The following is a 15,810-nucleotide window of genomic DNA, read 5'->3' as shown; positions in this document are numbered from 1 at the left end:
CGGCACGCCCTGCGGCGTGCCGGTCCCTAGAACGACCCTGCCCATGAATATCGACCTGCACGGATTCGGTCCGGCCCTGGCGGCTGGCACCTTGATGACCGTAAAACTGGCGCTTTGCGCCCTGCTGCTTGGGCTGGTCCTGGGCCTGCTCGGCGCCCTGGCCAAGACTTCCCCGATCAAACCGCTGCAATGGCTTGGCGGCTTCTACTCGACCCTGGTTCGTGGTGTGCCCGAACTGCTCTGGGTATTGCTTATCTACTTCGGTACCGTCGGGCTGATGAACAGCCTCGGCAACGCCCTCAACATGCCGGGCCTGGAACTCAGCGCCTTTGCCGCCGGCGTGATCGCCCTCGGCCTGTGCTTCGGCGCCTATGCCACCGAAGTGTTCCGCGGTGCCATCCTGGCGATCCCCAAGGGCCACCGTGAGGCCGGCCTGGCGCTTGGCCTGTCGAAGGGGCGCATCCTCTCGCGGATCATCCTGCCGCAGATGTGGCGCATCGCCCTGCCCGGCCTTGGCAACCTGTTCATGATCCTGATGAAGGACACCGCGCTGGTGTCGGTGATCGGCCTTGAAGAAATCATGCGCCACGCACAGATCGGCGTGACCGTGACCAAAGAGCCCTTCACCTTCTATATGGTTGCGGCCTGCATCTACCTGAGCCTGACCATCGTCGCCATGACCGGCATGCACTTCATGGAAAAACGCGCCGCTCGCGGCTTTGCGAGGGCTGAGCAATGAATTGGGAAGTGATCATCAAGTGGCTGCCACGCCTGGCTCAAGGTGCCACCCTGACCCTGGAGCTGGTCGCCATCGCGGTTGTCGCCGGGCTGATTTTGGCGATCCCGCTGGGCATCGCCCGCTCCTCCAGGCACTGGTATGTGCGCGCCGTGCCTTACAGCTACATCTTCTTCTTCCGTGGTACGCCCCTGCTGGTGCAGCTGTTCCTGGTCTATTACGGCCTGGCGCAGTTCGATGCGGTGCGGGCAAGCAGCCTGTGGCCGTACCTGCGCGACCCGTTCTGGTGCACGGTGCTGACCATGACCCTGCACACCGCCGCCTACATTGCCGAGATTCTGCGCGGCGCGCTGCAATCGATCCCCAAGGGTGAAATCGAGGCGGCTCGGGCGCTGGGCATGTCGCGCGGCAAGACGCTGTTCTACATCATGCTGCCCCGCGCTGCGCGCATCGGCCTGCCGGCGTACAGCAACGAAGTGATCCTGATGCTCAAGGCCAGTGCGCTGGCCAGCACCGTGACCCTGCTGGAACTGACCGGCATGGCACGCACCATCATCGCCCGCACCTACCTGCCGGTGGAGATCTTCTTCGCGGCAGGCCTGTTCTACCTGCTGATCTCGTTCATTCTGGTACAGGGCTTCAAGCTGCTGGAGCGTTGGTTGCGCGTAGACGCCTGCCAGGGGCGCTGAGATCTCGCTGACCTCATCGCGGGCAAGCCCGCTCCTACAAACCGGTGCTATGCCTGTAGGAGCGGGCTTGCCCGCGATGAGGCCCTATAACCCCCACACCCCTCAAGCCCATGCCCCCCTACCTCCACAGCCACCACCTAAGCGACCGCTTCCAGGCCCTCGACCAGTTCCTGACCGAGCACCAACAGCTGTGGAAACCCAGGCCCTTCACCACCCTGCGCCTGGACTGGGAAGACCAACACCCCGAACTCTCCGCCCACCTGCGCCACTGCAGCCTGACCGACGCCGAAACCGACCTCGACCCGCAAGCCCTGCCCGCGCCTTATCCACAGTTAGCCGATAAAGCTCGACAGCTCTGCGCCCTTGGCGACCTACCCGACACCGGCCTGCCCCCCGCCGCCCACCGCCTGGACGTCAACGTCCCCGGCCGTAAATGGCAGCAGATCGAAGCCTTCAGCCGCCGCCTGGGCTTTCGCACACAAACCCAGCACTGGCTGGACTGGTGCTCGGGCAAAGGCTACCTCGGCCGCCGCCTGCTGCAGCCCGGCCAGCAGCTGACCTGCCTTGAGTACGACGCCGCACTGGTCGCTGCCGGCCAGGCCTTGAGCGACCATCACCATTTGCCGGCCAACCACGTCCATCAGGACGTGATGGCCGCCGACAGCCGCCGCCATCTCGACAGCGACAAAAGCGTGGTGGCCCTGCACGCCTGCGGCGACCTGCACGTGCACTTGCTGCGCGTGGCCAGCCAGCAAGGCTGCCGCCACCTCGCCGTGGCGCCGTGCTGCTACAACCGCATCCAGGCCGAGCACTACCAGCCGTTATCCACAGCCGCGCAGCACTCGCCGCTGCAATTGTCACTGACCGACCTCGGCCTGCCCCTGAGCGAAACCGTCACCGCCGGCGCACGCGTGCGTCACCAGCGCGACTGCTCCATGGCCCGGCGCCTGGGCTTCGACCTGCTGCAGCGCCAACAACGCCAAACCGACGAGTACCTGCCCACCCCCTCGCTGCCGGTTGCCTGGCTGAGCAAACCCTTCGAGCAGTACTGCCGCGACCTGGCCGCGCTGCGCGACCTGGAACTCACCCTTACTCCCGATTGGGAAGCCCTCGAAGCCGCCGGCTGGCAGCGCCTGGCTGCAGTGCGCAACCTCGAACGGGTGCGCAACCTGTTCCGCCGGCCGCTGGAGCTGTGGCTGGTACTCGACCGTGCGCTGTTCCTTGAGGAGCAAGGCTACGCTGTGCGCCTGGGTACCTTCTGCGATTACTCGCTCACCCCACGCAACCTGCTTTTACTGGCAGAACGCGACAGTTAGCCACAGCACAACCTGTGGATAAGTCTGTGAACAAGCTTGTGATGAATGTTTGCAGCCAAGCGCTATTTCAAACGCCTGGCTTATTCCGAAGTGCTCGCCAAGCCCAGTAAAAACAGGCATTTGCGCAAAGACCGACGGCGTGTGGAATCGGCATGCCTTTCGCGCAAGGCATGGATGCCTCTTGTGCATAAACAAAAATTCGATTAGGCAAAACCCACTCTTTGTAGGAGCGGGCTTGCCCGCGAAAAGGCCCCAAGTCGCTCAACGGTCATGCGCGGAGACTGTGGGGCCTTTGTGTCGCGATGGGCCGCAAAGCGGCCCCACCTCAGGCGATGCATAACTCAAGTGAACAGCATTACCCACTTCAACGGACTCTATTCCTGCCCATCTCAATATCGTTCATCAAAGCCTTAGCCAATGAACTGAGGTAATCCGCCGCACCCAGCAGCTTATGGTCGTCCTCCATATCACCTTCACGTACCAGGTGCTTGATGTAACCCAGCAGCACTGACACCTGCTCATAGGCCGCATCGATTGGGATACCGGGCTGCACACGCAAAAGGCCCACCGGCGGGTTACCGACCTCGAGAAACGTTTCGACACCAGCAGTGGTAACAGGCTTTGGTTCCGGACTCATTCCAACGCCTCCGTAGCCTGGGCGTCTTCCAATCGCCGCTTTGCATGCTGCACCAGCACGCACGCCGAATCGGCTGCATGGGCGGCGTTGACCAGGAGGTGCAGGCCGGGTTTTCCGGCGTGGTCCCGGCAATGGTTATCGATGGTTTCGGCTACGACACGCATAAGCTCGAGGGCGTGGGCGATGGCGTCGGTTGGGGAGATGTCGCTGTGGATACAGAAGTATGGCGTGGTGATGAGGGGGCGCGGTGGGTCGGGAACGATTTTCTTCATGGCTAATTCCTTATTCCAATGGAAAGGCCTGCCACGAAAATCTTTCTCACGGATTTGGGTGGCAGCCGTACGCGGGGTGAGAAACCGAGGGAATAAGGAAGCTCGGCCAGACCGAAGTCTGCCCGCGTACGGCCACCATGTGGCTACTGCTTATTCGCGATCGGGTTCTCACACCCTGTCACCAGAATCGGCGACCCAGGAACGGTATCCCTGAGTGTCTTTCACGCCAATCGTGAAGCTTCAGCAGCGCGCGTAGGATAATTCCCAAACACCCCAACCCTGAAGCATTTGGTTTCAGCTTCAGAAATCCCTTACAGATGCCCCCGAATCTGACAGCACCACCGCCCGGTTTTTGTGGGAGCGGGCTTGCCCCGCGAAGAGGCCCGCACATTCAGCGCACCCCCGCCCCAAGGCACCGCAATCCCGAGCCAACGGTGTATCATCCCCACTCCAAATCATTAAAAAGCTACGTCGCGCGCTGCCCCCAGCCCCGCGACCGTCTGGCGTTGCGCCGGACCGACATGGACAAACGGACTTAGACATCGTGACCCAAGCCAAACCCCTCACCCTGCTGGCCTTCGCGCTCACCCTGACCGCCTGCAGCAACAGCCCCGCCCCCCAGCCCACCAGCAACCTGGGCTGGAACACCCCAGCCATGCAGCTGGGCGGCGACAACGGCCTGCCCCTGCGCACCGAAAGCCCCTGCCGCAAGCGCGGCTGCGACAACGACAAGCTGTTCTTCAACCCCGGCAAGACCGAGCCAAACGTCAATACCATCCACCGCGGCTGGTAGGAAAATTCTCCTTTTAGGCCGGTGACTTAGGTCATTTTCGAGTATTTGAAAGGAAGTGGTTTACAGGCGTCGAACGATCGTTATAATGACGCCCCATTGCCGGTATAGCTCAGATGGTAGAGCAACTGACTTGTAATCAGTAGGTCCCGGGTTCGATTCCTGGTGCCGGCACCATACGCATTATCAAAGAGGCTCACCGAAAGGTGGGCCTTTTTTGTTCCCCCTCCCCCCGCACTCCACCCTTCGCCCAGCCAACGTCCTGTTGTTACAAATCACCTGAAGCCACCACGACCGGTGTAGGAGCTGGCTTGCCTGCGATGGGCTGCACAGCAGCCCCAACAAAGCAGACGCAAGGCTCTAACCACCAGCACAGCTCAAAAACAGACACCCCTCCACCAGAAACGCTTTGACTCTCCAGCAAACGCCCGCTACGCTTTATCGCAAATTTTAGATATTTCTACTGAGGCAAGCCCATGGCGCTTCAATTCCACGAAAGCCCTTTCCACGCCACCCACGACGCAGATGCCGCCAGCAAGATGGCCTTGAAAATGGACTTATCCATCTTCATCACTGACTGCATCAAAAAAATGGGCCTCAAGCAGCATGAGGCTGCGGCCAAGCTGAACGTAACCCAATCCCGCATATCCGAGCTTGCAAATGGCAAGATCGAGAAATTCACCTTGGACGCCATGATGGACATGCTGGACAAGCTCGGCTTTCGCACCACCCTGACCCTGCCCTCGAACGATGCTGGTTCGCCCCCACAGATCGTGATCACCCAAACGCCTGGCAGCTAAACCCTGTATCCCATTTTTCTCAGTTCTTGCTTCAACTCCTTCATCCGCTGTTCGGCGACCTGCATCGCGTGCCGGTCAGACCCATTGGTCGTTTTTACGAACGAATGCAACACGACGACCATGTCTGCATATTTGGCCACATACACGCATCGGAATGCAGGGCTGCCGTTGATGATGAGCTCAATCGCACCCGCCCCTACAGACTCGGTCAACGACTTGATCGGCCGCTCTGGGTCCTGGCCATACTGGATGCGTCGCAGATCTTTACCAAAATCGTCCTGAACGTCCTTAGGTAGGTCTTTGTATTCACGCTCAGCAGCTGCACTCACAAACGCAAACTTTTTCAACGGTCTACCCACAACGAGATGCTGGATTGGGACGGCATGAAAGCCAGGAGGGAGAAATTTAGCGCAAGGGCTTGCAGTTGGTGGAAATAGAACTGTTTCGCGGAATAACCCTGAAATATCGTGTTACTCCCGCCGATGAAATGAGTTCGCCCTCATTCGGGGTCGCTGTCTTTCACCTCGTGCCGTGCCCTTGTCGCCACAGAGAGTGACCTTGCTCCAGCAGCTCCACACGACCACCGGCAAATCCGACCTGGCTTCGCGGATGATGCCAAACCGTGGAAACCGATGCCGAGAACACGGTGAATGCCGCGCTCAGGACGATGGGCTATGGCACCAAGGTGGATATCTGCGGCCACGGGTTCCGAGCCATGGCGTGCAGTGCGCTGGTCGAGTCCGGGCTGTGGTCGGAGACGGCTATCGAGCGGCAGATGAGCCACAAGGAACGCAACAATGTGCGCGCCGCCTATACCCACAAGGCCGAATTCCTCGAAGAGCGCCGGATGATCATGACCTGGTGGAGCCGGTTTCTGGAGGCGACCCCGAGGATCATGTGACGCCGCATGAGTTTGCCAAGCAGACGGGCGAGAATGTCACGCGCCTTCGCAGTGCCAAGAGGACCGAGTAGCCCGCCGCACCACCACCTCAACCCGCTGTGAAGTTACCCACAGCACCGCATGAAGCTCCTCCGCGCGGGTCCTTTCAAACGGGGCTGCAAAGCCGCCCCGTTTGAAAGGACCATACCTAATAAAAAAACTGCTGGCACAGCTTACGTCTGTGGAAAACCACTGATGCCCACCGGGGATAGTTTTATCCACAGGCGCTAAATCTCTGATATCGCGCTGCTTGACGAATATTGTCCACAAGCGTAGACCGGGAGTCGCAAGAGCTGTCGATGACAGCACCCCAGGTGACCCGAACCCCCATCTGCTCAGCAGCAACCTATCCGCTTGGCCATTTCACGGGCGCGTCTAACACGGTTTTCACGAATTGCGGGCGGCTTATGCGTGCGAACGCTATAAGCAAATCACCCATCAACCCGCCCCCATCAACGGAGGCGATTGCTATCAGCTCGACCAAGACCTCGACCAGAAGGCTCGCGCACGAATCAGCTATGAACTCGGGCATGAGGTATCGACGTGGTATCGGCATACATCGGCGGTCGAGCATGAGCAAGCCATACAATATTGAGCTTTTCCTAGCAGCAGTCCTAAAAGGGTCGCATTCGACGCGCGCGCGTCACATACGCCAAGCAAAAGATATTCAAGCAGCGATCGATGATCGCTGGCACTGTGACAATCCGTGGACTTGGCAGGAGAAACATATCACATGGTTTCTAAGTCAATACGTGAGCCGGCGTGCAGAATCTACGCGCTATTACTATCTGCTGACCTTACAGTTGCTCACTCTTCGCTTAGGCAAGCCGTGGCAGTTCAAAGTGCCAGACGAAATTAGCATCCGTCGAAACAGCATCCGAGCAAAGAAACCGTAAAAAATCGCAAAATAATTCTGGAAAACGCGGAAATATTAGGCAATGATTACCTTACAGTAGATAACAAAGCCTACAATGCAATAATTAATTATCCGCAAGGGCTCACACTACGAACAATCTCGTCTAAAACTACCGAACACTCTAAACATAACACAGGAGCACCAATGTTCACAAACTCTTCAAATCCATGCCTAATAACAATAAGCGAAACAACAGAGTCCAAACTTTACTGGCTATCCCAAGGACTTGGCAAGGGACACGAAGCTCAATTAGAAAGTGCTGACGTAATTCTGGTTCCGGAAAAAAACTTCCGAGAAGGATTTCCATTTCTTTTCCATCAAGACACTCCAGAACTTCTTAAATACTTATCAGAAAACTTGTCCTCGCATACCTCGGTAGAAATTTGCGCAAACGACGATGAATATCTAGAAATATCTCTACACTCTGCTCACTTCAGGATAGGAAAAATACTTGTAAATTATATAGTCGCGCCATTGGTCATTGGGCTACTCACAAATTACATTTACGATGAACTAAAAGCAAAACCTACGGACTATATAGAATTCACCATGACCATGGAAGATCACGACTGCAAGTCGTTCAACTTTGATTTTAAGGGTGAGGCGCAAAATTTTGGCCAGCTTGTTGATAAAGTGGGACAAATGTCTCGAGATTGTCAGAAAAAAAGCCATACCGCAAACAAGGTAAAATCCCCAAAATGACGGTTTCTAATCTCACCAATGCAGAGGCGTGGATTGACGCACTGCGCTACCCGGAAGATGACCCTTTTATACTAAAAATATCGGATCATCATAAAATATTAGCGGAACTAAAAACAGCCGCACTTTCCAGATACGACGAAGAAGAAGCAACACTTACCTGGAAAGCGGAAACAATCGCAGAAGTACAGATAAAATTCATAACCGCTTTCTCCCAACTGAAGAAACAGAATTTCTATTCTGCCTGGTGTCATCTGGAGCAATGCGAAATCACTCTAAACAGCCTGAAAAAACACCATATTATTTCAGATGACGACCCTCATCGCTTAGCATATATCGATAATATGATTGCAAGGTGGCAGAGCTTATACCCTTACAAAGTTTTCTTTAGCCCCGAAATACTTAAAAAGAAAATCGAATGCAGTGTGTGCAGAGCACCTGTACTACCAAGATCACCTTGCGGTCATAGGAAAGGTAAAATTTATCATGGAGACCTATGCCATCACATTGTTACAGAAATGGAAATTTTGAGTATTTCCGCGGTGGAAAATCCTGTCCAACGATACTCCGTAGCCTTTCTTGCCAACCCAGATGGAACACAAAAGGACCATTACAACTACTCAAATGTAAAATTTGTATCTGATCGGTTATCATCCCCGTTCCATGGTTGGCACTCAGAGCAAACCACCAGAAAAATAGCGGCTTCTGAGGTAGCGCACCTCCCTTCAGACCATCCTTGCCCCTGCCTTTCGGGGGCTGAGTTTTCTGAATGTTGTATTGGTCGTTCAGAGTTAGTTGTTCCCCATTTGCAAATAGCTTTTTACGTTCAGCCGGAAGGTAATTTCCCGGAGAATGAGCTTCTGCTTTAGCCCAGGGTCACTTGTCAGCTCAGTATATATGCGACACAGGTACACAGGCCTGAGACCAAATGAAGGGTACTCCATGATATAGCATCACCTAATCCACATCAGAAAAGGGACAGATTTATTTTTTAGCGCTGGTTGAAGTACCATCAAATACCCCCCTTTTCCCTCAAAGTTTATTCTCAACAATCAAACTATCCCTTAAGGCTTACACAAGATATGAGGCTGAACACCCAAATCTTTACAAGCACTTATAAAAGTATTGATAAGCCAGATAAGCTGGGTGTGATGTGGCTTGCATTTACCCTTAAGAGATAGCTCTGAAAATATTATCTCAAGCTGGCTCTTGCTTATAAAGGGTGTTGCAAGAACAATTTTCCTTGTGGAGTTTTGATTATCGAAAATTTTTGTGAGCGCACTGTGTAAGTCACTCCAAACCTTCCCACCCCTGACTCGACTGATGTTGGTATTTTCGTAATTTTTATTCCAGTCTCTGTCATGCTTTTCCTTAAAATCTTCCAGCGTAGAAAATACCCTGCCTATATTCTTAAGCCCCTGTGCCACAACCTCATGAAAACTACTCGCCCCATGACTGTCCTTTTTAGTGAATTTCGCATGAATAAACGTGATCGCAGGGGGGCTGGAGTCAGGTTCTAGGTAAATATGATCTGCCCATTCGTCATTCATATCATCACAGATAGTAATCCCAGGCGCTTTACAATAATTATCTTCTATCTTCCTGAATAATGACGCGACGGGGAATTCTGAAATGTTATCTGGGAACGGTTTCACTCCTTTCTTGTGCTGCTTTTCTTTCTCGCTATTGACCCCTGTGAAGTCATATTTTTCATCAAAAATTGAAAGTATGGAGGTAAGGCTAGGAATTAGACGTTTATCTTGGAAGCAGGATCGCCCAAAGTAGGCGTACTCTGGAGAGTTGAACATTATCGATATTGGCTTAGTATTATTTATGTACTTACTGAGAGAGATAGGTGGTTCGCCTTTAATCTCAACAGAAATCTTTTCACAAACGCCAGAATAAAACGTCACCTGCTTTTTATTTAAGGTTATTTTAGCTGGCAGTTCAGCACCTTTGAGGTGTAATTTTTTGGAACTGCTTATACTAATAGAATGCTTGAATATATTGAAAAGCCTAGATATCTCTTCCGACGTACAGTCCCGCTCTGTCGAACCATCGTTTATCCGCAGCTTAGAGGTTCCATCACCACCTCTAATGGTTTCATCTAACTCGTCAAGATTTATGAATATTGCAGTAGGCTCGATTTTCTTTTTTTGAATATCACTTAGAGTAATGGGCGCAGCAAACTCGCTGATGAACTTACTTGCATTTGTAAGATCGTTAATTTCTTCAATCGTAGAAATAACCCAGTTGGAAAATTCTTCTACTCCAGTTTTTTTATCTCTGAATGTTACCCGAGATGAATTTGGGGTTAAAGTTATAGTATCGCCCTGAACACGAATCCTGAAGTTCTGAGGGATTGACCGACTTGAGGAATTCGAGGCTAGCAAACCATTTAATTTGAATGCTTCATATGACCGACTCCTGATTACAGCATTAGAAATCGCCATATTGTTCATGGTTACTTTTTCGTATTCAGGCGAATTCCTTCCTTGGAAATTGGTGAATCGTTCATAGTCAAATTCTTCTAAGTAACCATCTAAAGCCTTTTCCACATAAGGAACATTTCTTTTAGTAATAGCTACACAGTCATTATATTCAACCATCAGTACAAAGCAGTACTTTTCCTCTTGAATGGCAGTTCCAACTAAAAAAGGTGGCTCAGATAGTTCTTTAAAGGCTATGGCCGAACAAATAACCTGCTCGGTTGCCGTCCTTAACTCATCTTTCGCTATTCTAAACAAAGGATTTCCAACACGACCCTCTGATAGCTCCTTAAATATTTCATTAATTTTTGTCTTGCTAATTTTTTTCTTTATTTTATAAAACTGAGCACTTTTTGAAAGATTTAGATTATATAAGTCCATTTTTACATTCCACTGCCAAGTATCAGTAGTGGCATTGTGCCTTTTTATATGCAAAAAAATCAATGCCAACATATGGCCTAACGCGCGGCGTTCCCTAGCTATCTGGAGGCTAGAAGCAAATCTCTCTGGACGTGTGTTTATCCGCTAGGTTCACTGATCATTGCGTACTCCAGTGCAGGTGCAGGTGCAGGTGCAGGTGCAGGTGCAAAGGAATACTTTTAGAGATATATGCCAGCAGTCAAAATTAAAAAATCCATTGTAAATCATATAATTATGATTATTTTCGACTCCTGGTGCCGCACCATACGCAGTACCAAAAAGGCTCACCGAAAGGTGGGCCTTTTTTGTTTGCGTTGTCTAGAGTGTCCTTGCCAAGCCAAGCTCAGGCAGCCACCCGCTCCAATGCCTCCCAGCCAAGGCACGCCAGCGCCAGTGTGCGCGGCACTGCTTCTCGGCCACTGCTGTATCGACTGATGCTCCGCGCACTCACGCCCAGCGCTTCCGCGGCCTGGTCGAGCGTCATCCGATGCCGCAAGCGCCAGCTAATGAAAATCCGCGTGTTTTCATCCGGCGCTGTCTGGGCAAGGGCGTCCAGCAACAACGAGTCTGCCCCGATTTGAATATCCAGCGCCGGCCATTCCACTGTCCATCCCCCGTCACCCAGCGTGGCGCCTTGGAACGCATTGCCCTTAGCAAGAGGGGCCAGCCCCGGATACGCCGCAAGCGCAGCGCTCAAGTCCAGGTCGAATCGCTGACCGTTGGTAAAAGTCAGCTCCAGCCGCGCGCCCGGCCGTGGCTGAACAGCCCGCAGGCGGGGACGTTTCATCGATGCCATTTCATCCACTCCTTCAACAGATCGGCCTGATTGGCCGAGACCCACGCTAGGGCCTCTTGCACCACTTTGGCCGGTGCCTTGCCCTGTGTCACTGCAACAGATTCGAGACTGATCACCACATCCACGCCGCCACCAGTCAGGTGCACGTGTGGTGGCAAATGGTCCCTTTCTCGTAGCTCGATGCGGTACTTGTCGCGAAATCGGTGTTTAGTAGACATGCATTCTAAGGTATCGCCAAATTGGCGATGCTTCAAGAGATGGCTGTTGCTCTACGATCACCGCGCCCCTCCAATGCTTTTCTCCAAAGGCGAATGAATCCAGGGACTCGCTTGATCACGCCCAAGTGGTAGATGCTTTGTGTATTCTATTACCCCGCGACAAAGGCACCGTTGCCAGCTGCCTGAGGTTAATTCTCGATGAAGCCCGAGATAAAGGCCAACAACAGTGATGAAACCAGCCCCCCTGAGACTTTGACCTCTAGGGAGGCCCCAGGCAGCCCCTTTTTGGATACCTTTCAATTCGACTGCCGGTTTACCAAATTGTGGGCGCTTGTATCCTCTGACGCTTTCGCTTACGACCACCAGGTCCGCCAAGCGCTTGATTACTTGGTAGTGCAGGCGACCAAGATGCCATTGGCAAAGGTCGACAAGACGGTTGCAGAAACCTTCGCGCTTTTATTCTGGTACAGAAGTGAAGACATGCGCGAAGCAGTGGAAAATCGCCTCAAAACACCTGGTTTAGCTCCCGTCAGGAAGCGCCGACTGATGTATCTGGTTGATCGGCTTCGCCGATTCCCCTGCATGAAACCAGAGCACGCAGCGAAGATGAAGCAGCTGGTTAGCGAATGGCAAAACCTGTCTCGAAGCGTCAGCGACAAATTGGTAGACAGGGCGCAAAAGCTCAACCGCTACGACAAGGTTGCTGCAGCATGGGGAGTGGCTGAACCCGTGGAGCATCTGATGAGCACGGTGCTGGAGCTGCAGACCCGGCATTTCGTGGATGCTCATCACCTACCGAATGGGTATGCCCAGCTGTCTTCAAAACATGTAGCGCCGCGGTGACCGAGGCATGTCCCGTATCCGTAACATTTAGCGCTTGGTGTTACGAATACGAGACTTTGGTAAAACCACAGGCCAATCCGCTCAGGCCATTTCAGGAGCTGCATTGCAGCACCCATTGGCCACGCATCAGAACGCCGTACTCACCGTCACCGACACATTCCGCGGGTCCCCATAAATCGCCCCGGCATAGAACCCGTACTGGGTGTAGTAATGCTTGTCGAACAGGTTGTCGACGTTAAGGCTGACCGAGGTGTCGTCAGTCACCTGGTACTTGGCCATGGCATTCCAGATCGCATACCCCGACCAGTTCACATCGGTAGCCCCCGCACTTACGCCGTTAACCGGCTGCCCGGCAGGGCTCGAGATCGCGCGGATGTTGCTCTGTGCCTTGACCCCAGCGCCCAGGGTCAGGCGGTCGAGCGGGCCAGACAGGCGGTAGGTGGTCGATGCCTTGAACAGGTGCGACGGGTCGCTGCGGCCGTCACTGTCGACGCGGCGGAAGTGCAGGTAGGTATAGCCCGCGTACAGGTTCCAGTTCGGGGTCAGGGCGCCGGCGATTTCCAGGTCGATGCCGTCGGTTTCCTGGCCGGTGCCGGCCTTGTAGGCATCGCCACCGGTCGGGGTGGTCAGGCCGTCGTCGAGTACGGCCTTGTTCTGCTGTTTGGTGCGGAAGTACGCCGCAGAGGCGTTCAGGCGGCCATCCAGCCATTCGCCCTTGATACCGGTTTCGTAACTTTTACCGCGGATCGGCTCGACCTTGGTGCCGCTCTCGGTCTCTGCCGTCTGCGGGTTGAAGATGTCGGTGTAGCTGGCGTACAGCGAGTAGGTGTCGTTGAGGTCGTACACGGCGCCCAGGTACGGCGTGACGATGCCGCTGTTCTGCTGGTTGCTGCGCACGCCGCTGACATTGTTGGTGGTGGCGGAGTAATCGGTGGTGCGCACGCCAACGATGACCGACAGCGGGTCGGTGATGCTCAAGCGGGTGGCCGCGTACATGCCTTGCAGGCGGGTGGTGGTTTTGCTGTGGCGGCCGGTGCGCGAGGCGACCATGTCGTAATCGCTGTCCACGCCGTTGTGCCAGTCGGTTACTGGCAGGCCGTTGTTGGCGCGGAACTGGCAGCCTACCGAAGGTGCGCTGATGCGGTCGGCGCCGACCATGGTGCAGGTGTATTCCGGCGACCAGGCTACGGTGCGGCTGTCGTTGTAGCCGACCATCGCCTGATGGGTGCGGCCAAACAGCTGGAACGGCCCGGACAAGTCGATTTGCGCGGACTGCTGGGTGGTGTCGCTGGAGCTGTGCAGGCCGTTGAGCACTGCACCGCTGCCGTCCTGGTCCCAGTAGCCGCCGTAGCTGCCGCGCCCGGCCGAGTTGACCTTGGCCAGGCCACGGTGGTTGAGCACCTCGGCGGTGCTTTGGGCCACTTTCAGGTCCAGGGCCCAGTCGTTGTCGAAGCGGTGTTCCAGGGAGCCGAAGGCGGTGCGGGTGGTGTATTCGCCGAAGCTCCAGCTCGGTACCAGGTTGGTGCTGCGCGGCAGGTTGGTGGTGCTGCCGTCGCGGTACCAGATCGGGATGTTGGCGCCCCAGCCGCCGCCCACCACTTTGTTGTATTCGTACTGGTAACCGGCGCCCAGTGTGGTGGCGTCATCCAGGTCGAATTCGAAGTTGGCCAGGGCCGCGCGGGAACGCTCGGACTGGTTGTCGCGGAATGAGTTGGCGTCCTGCTGGGTCATCACGAAGCGCGAGCGCAGGCGGCCATCTTCGGACAGCGGCAGGTTGAGGTCGGCGCCCAGGCGGCGTTTGTCCCAACTGCCGTAGGTGGCGTAGGCGCTGCCGCCAAAGGTTCTGGTCGGCGCCTTGCGGATCAGGTTGACGGTGGCCGAGGGGTCGCCGGTGCCGCCGAGCAGGCCGTTGGCGCCACGGACGATGTCGATGCGCTCGTACAGGTCCATGTTCAGCGCGTTGCCGCCGCCGCTGAAGTCCGAGCCGCCCTGGAATTGCAGGCCATCGACCTTCCAGTTGCTGATCGAGTAACCCCGGGCACGGAAATCGGTGCGCCCGCCCACTTCAGACTTGCTCGTGCTCACGCCTGGCGTGGTGTCGAGGGCCTGCTCGATGGTGTGGATGTCGCGGTCGTCCATCTGCTGGCGGGTGATGCTGGTGACAGACTGCGGCGTCTGCCTGGGGGTAAGATCCAGGCCGGTGGAACTGCGGGTGCTTTCTACCGTGTAACCCAGTTGCCCGGCGGCGTCGGCGGGCAGCAGCGCGCTGCCTTCGACCTGCGTGGCGTCCAGCTCCAGCGGCTGGCTTTCGGCGGCCACAGCGCTGCCACTGATGGCCAGCGCAACGAACAAGGCAAGCGGGTGAATCGTCATGCTTTGAGGTTTCATTTGGGAAGGCTTCGTATTTGCAGATGATTTTTTGTTAGGATTCTAGGCATCCGCCCCCTTGGCTCCATGCCCGGCTTGTACGGGGATGTAATCGAATGTAATGAGCGCTGCTGGCACTCACCGAACAGGTGTTTTTAGTAATGAGCACTACCTTGCTGGTCGTCGATGATGACGACGAGATCCGCGAACTTCTCTGTGATTACCTGACCGATGCCGGCTACACCGTGTTGGCTGCGGCTGATGGAGAAGCCATGCGCCAGCAGCTGGCGCGGCACAAGGTCGAACTGCTGGTGCTCGACCTGATGCTGCCGGGCGAGGACGGCTTGAGCCTGTGCCGGCAACTGCAGGCAGTGCCGGGCCTGGCGGTGATCATGCTGTCGGCCAAGGGCAGCACGCTGGACCGCATCATCGGCCTGGAAGTGGGTGCCGATGATTACCTGGCCAAGCCGTTCGAACCTCGCGAATTGATAGCCCGCATCAAGGCCGTGCTGCGCCGCCCCCAGCGCCTGGATGTGACTGTCGAACAACCTGCGCCAGCAGCCCAATGCTTTGCAGGCTTCAGCCTGGAACACGTAAAGCGCCTGCTGACCCGCCCGGACGGCGAAACGCTGACCCTGCCGCGCTCCGATTACCGGGTGTTGCGTGAGCTGCTGGAGGCCAACAACCGAGTTGTTTCGCGCGATCAGTTGACGCGCAGCGCATTCGGCCGCGACCACCACCCCGACGACCGCTCGGTAGACATGTGCATCAGCCGCCTGCGCCAGCAGCTGCGCCGCGCGCCCGCCAGTGAGGTGCAGATCCTCACCATCCGCAACGAAGGCTACCTGATGAGCATTGCCCGCGCCGAAGCGGCCAGCTGAA

The 15,810-nt window shown here is 55.4% G+C and carries 17 protein-coding genes, 1 tRNA gene and 2 pseudogenes; 13 read left to right on the top strand and 7 right to left on the bottom strand.

The window, feature by feature from the left end:
* Window positions 1-43: 43 nt before the first annotated feature.
* The 3 genes from ABEH27_RS10585 (at window position 44) to ABEH27_RS10575 (ending at window position 2,741) form a co-directional block, all read left to right on the top strand.
* Window positions 44-739, top strand: a complete 696-nt coding sequence (locus ABEH27_RS10585; RefSeq protein ID WP_346613536.1) for an ABC transporter permease — start codon at window positions 44-46, stop codon at window positions 737-739.
* Window positions 736-1,425, top strand: a complete 690-nt coding sequence (locus ABEH27_RS10580; protein ID WP_346613535.1) for an ABC transporter permease — start codon at window positions 736-738, stop codon at window positions 1,423-1,425. Before ABEH27_RS10585 ends, ABEH27_RS10580 begins: the two co-directional genes overlap by 4 nt.
* Before the next feature lie 110 nt (window positions 1,426-1,535).
* Window positions 1,536-2,741, top strand: a complete 1,206-nt coding sequence (locus ABEH27_RS10575; RefSeq protein ID WP_346613534.1) for a methyltransferase — start codon at window positions 1,536-1,538, stop codon at window positions 2,739-2,741.
* A 364-nt stretch (window positions 2,742-3,105) separates the two neighbouring features.
* Here the strand turns inward: ABEH27_RS10575 and ABEH27_RS10570 are convergent, their stop codons facing one another.
* Both ABEH27_RS10570 and ABEH27_RS10565 read right to left on the bottom strand, forming a co-directional pair.
* Window positions 3,106-3,378: a DUF3077 domain-containing protein gene (locus ABEH27_RS10570; protein ID WP_346613533.1), complete on the bottom strand. Its 273-nt coding sequence runs from the start codon at window positions 3,376-3,378 to the stop codon at window positions 3,106-3,108.
* Window positions 3,375-3,650 (bottom strand): hypothetical protein, encoded by a 276-nt coding sequence (locus tag ABEH27_RS10565; RefSeq protein WP_346613532.1) that lies wholly within the window; start codon window positions 3,648-3,650, stop codon window positions 3,375-3,377. The genes ABEH27_RS10570 and ABEH27_RS10565 overlap by 4 nt, the downstream gene beginning before the upstream one ends.
* 544 nt (window positions 3,651-4,194) lie before the next feature.
* Here ABEH27_RS10565 and ABEH27_RS10560 point away from each other — a divergent pair.
* From ABEH27_RS10560 to ABEH27_RS10550, 3 genes are all read left to right on the top strand, one after another.
* Window positions 4,195-4,443, top strand: a complete 249-nt coding sequence (locus ABEH27_RS10560; RefSeq protein WP_346613531.1) for a hypothetical protein — start codon at window positions 4,195-4,197, stop codon at window positions 4,441-4,443.
* A gap of 98 nt (window positions 4,444-4,541) precedes the next feature.
* Window positions 4,542-4,617, top strand: a tRNA-Thr gene (locus ABEH27_RS10555).
* A 299-nt stretch (window positions 4,618-4,916) separates the two neighbouring features.
* A complete protein-coding gene (locus tag ABEH27_RS10550) occupies window positions 4,917-5,240 on the top strand; it encodes a helix-turn-helix transcriptional regulator (RefSeq protein WP_346613530.1) in 324 nt (107 codons plus the stop codon).
* Here ABEH27_RS10550 and ABEH27_RS10545 read toward each other — a convergent pair.
* Window positions 5,237-5,587: a type II toxin-antitoxin system RelE/ParE family toxin gene (locus ABEH27_RS10545; RefSeq protein ID WP_346613529.1), complete on the bottom strand. Its 351-nt coding sequence runs from the start codon at window positions 5,585-5,587 to the stop codon at window positions 5,237-5,239. The two genes, ABEH27_RS10550 and ABEH27_RS10545, sit on opposite strands and share 4 nt — an antisense overlap.
* A gap of 184 nt (window positions 5,588-5,771) precedes the next feature.
* On the opposite strand from ABEH27_RS10545, the pseudogene ABEH27_RS10540 reads away from it, so the two are divergent.
* From ABEH27_RS10540 to ABEH27_RS10520, 5 genes and pseudogenes are all read left to right on the top strand, one after another.
* A pseudogene (locus ABEH27_RS10540) lies at window positions 5,772-6,212 on the top strand (tyrosine-type recombinase/integrase); the annotation flags it as partial.
* 350 nt (window positions 6,213-6,562) lie between these two features.
* Window positions 6,563-6,756: pseudogene (locus tag ABEH27_RS10535) on the top strand (integrase); the annotation flags it as partial.
* Window positions 6,753-7,076 (top strand): hypothetical protein, encoded by a 324-nt coding sequence (locus tag ABEH27_RS10530; RefSeq protein WP_346613528.1) that lies wholly within the window; start codon window positions 6,753-6,755, stop codon window positions 7,074-7,076. The pseudogene ABEH27_RS10535 and the gene ABEH27_RS10530, both read left to right, overlap by 4 nt.
* 164 nt (window positions 7,077-7,240) lie before the next feature.
* On the top strand, window positions 7,241-7,798 hold the full coding sequence (locus ABEH27_RS10525) for a hypothetical protein (RefSeq protein ID WP_122521578.1): 558 nt from the start codon (window positions 7,241-7,243) through the stop codon (window positions 7,796-7,798).
* Complete coding sequence (locus ABEH27_RS10520; protein ID WP_346613527.1) at window positions 7,795-8,664, top strand: hypothetical protein; 870 nt, start codon at window positions 7,795-7,797, stop codon at window positions 8,662-8,664. Before ABEH27_RS10525 ends, ABEH27_RS10520 begins: the two co-directional genes overlap by 4 nt.
* Window positions 8,665-8,859: 195 nt before the next feature.
* Here ABEH27_RS10520 and ABEH27_RS10515 read toward each other — a convergent pair whose 3' ends face one another.
* The 3 genes from ABEH27_RS10515 to ABEH27_RS10505 all read right to left on the bottom strand — a co-directional run bounded on the left by ABEH27_RS10515 (window position 8,860) and on the right by ABEH27_RS10505 (window position 11,718).
* Window positions 8,860-10,737 (bottom strand): hypothetical protein, encoded by a 1,878-nt coding sequence (locus ABEH27_RS10515; RefSeq protein WP_346613526.1) that lies wholly within the window; start codon window positions 10,735-10,737, stop codon window positions 8,860-8,862.
* Between the two features lie 310 nt (window positions 10,738-11,047).
* Window positions 11,048-11,500: a DUF2442 domain-containing protein gene (locus tag ABEH27_RS10510; RefSeq protein ID WP_346613525.1), complete on the bottom strand. Its 453-nt coding sequence runs from the start codon at window positions 11,498-11,500 to the stop codon at window positions 11,048-11,050.
* Complete coding sequence (locus ABEH27_RS10505) at window positions 11,488-11,718, bottom strand: DUF4160 domain-containing protein (RefSeq protein ID WP_346613524.1); 231 nt, start codon at window positions 11,716-11,718, stop codon at window positions 11,488-11,490. The genes ABEH27_RS10510 and ABEH27_RS10505 overlap by 13 nt, the downstream gene beginning before the upstream one ends.
* Before the next feature lie 198 nt (window positions 11,719-11,916).
* Between ABEH27_RS10505 and ABEH27_RS10500 the strand changes: the two genes are divergently transcribed.
* A complete protein-coding gene (locus ABEH27_RS10500) occupies window positions 11,917-12,561 on the top strand; it encodes a hypothetical protein (RefSeq protein ID WP_346613523.1) in 645 nt (214 codons plus the stop codon).
* A gap of 126 nt (window positions 12,562-12,687) precedes the next feature.
* On the opposite strand, the gene ABEH27_RS10495 is transcribed toward ABEH27_RS10500, so the two are convergent.
* Window positions 12,688-14,934: a TonB-dependent siderophore receptor gene (locus tag ABEH27_RS10495; RefSeq protein ID WP_346613522.1), complete on the bottom strand. Its 2,247-nt coding sequence runs from the start codon at window positions 14,932-14,934 to the stop codon at window positions 12,688-12,690.
* A 155-nt stretch (window positions 14,935-15,089) separates the two neighbouring features.
* Between ABEH27_RS10495 and ABEH27_RS10490 the strand changes: the two genes are divergently transcribed.
* Complete coding sequence (locus ABEH27_RS10490; RefSeq protein ID WP_346613521.1) at window positions 15,090-15,809, top strand: response regulator; 720 nt, start codon at window positions 15,090-15,092, stop codon at window positions 15,807-15,809.
* Window position 15,810: the final 1 nt, after the last annotated feature.

It is taken from the genome of Pseudomonas sp. P39-UII1 (assembly GCF_039672635.1).
GTDB lineage: Bacteria > Pseudomonadota > Gammaproteobacteria > Pseudomonadales > Pseudomonadaceae > Aquipseudomonas.
This window is presented reverse-complemented; position numbering and strand designations above follow the sequence as displayed.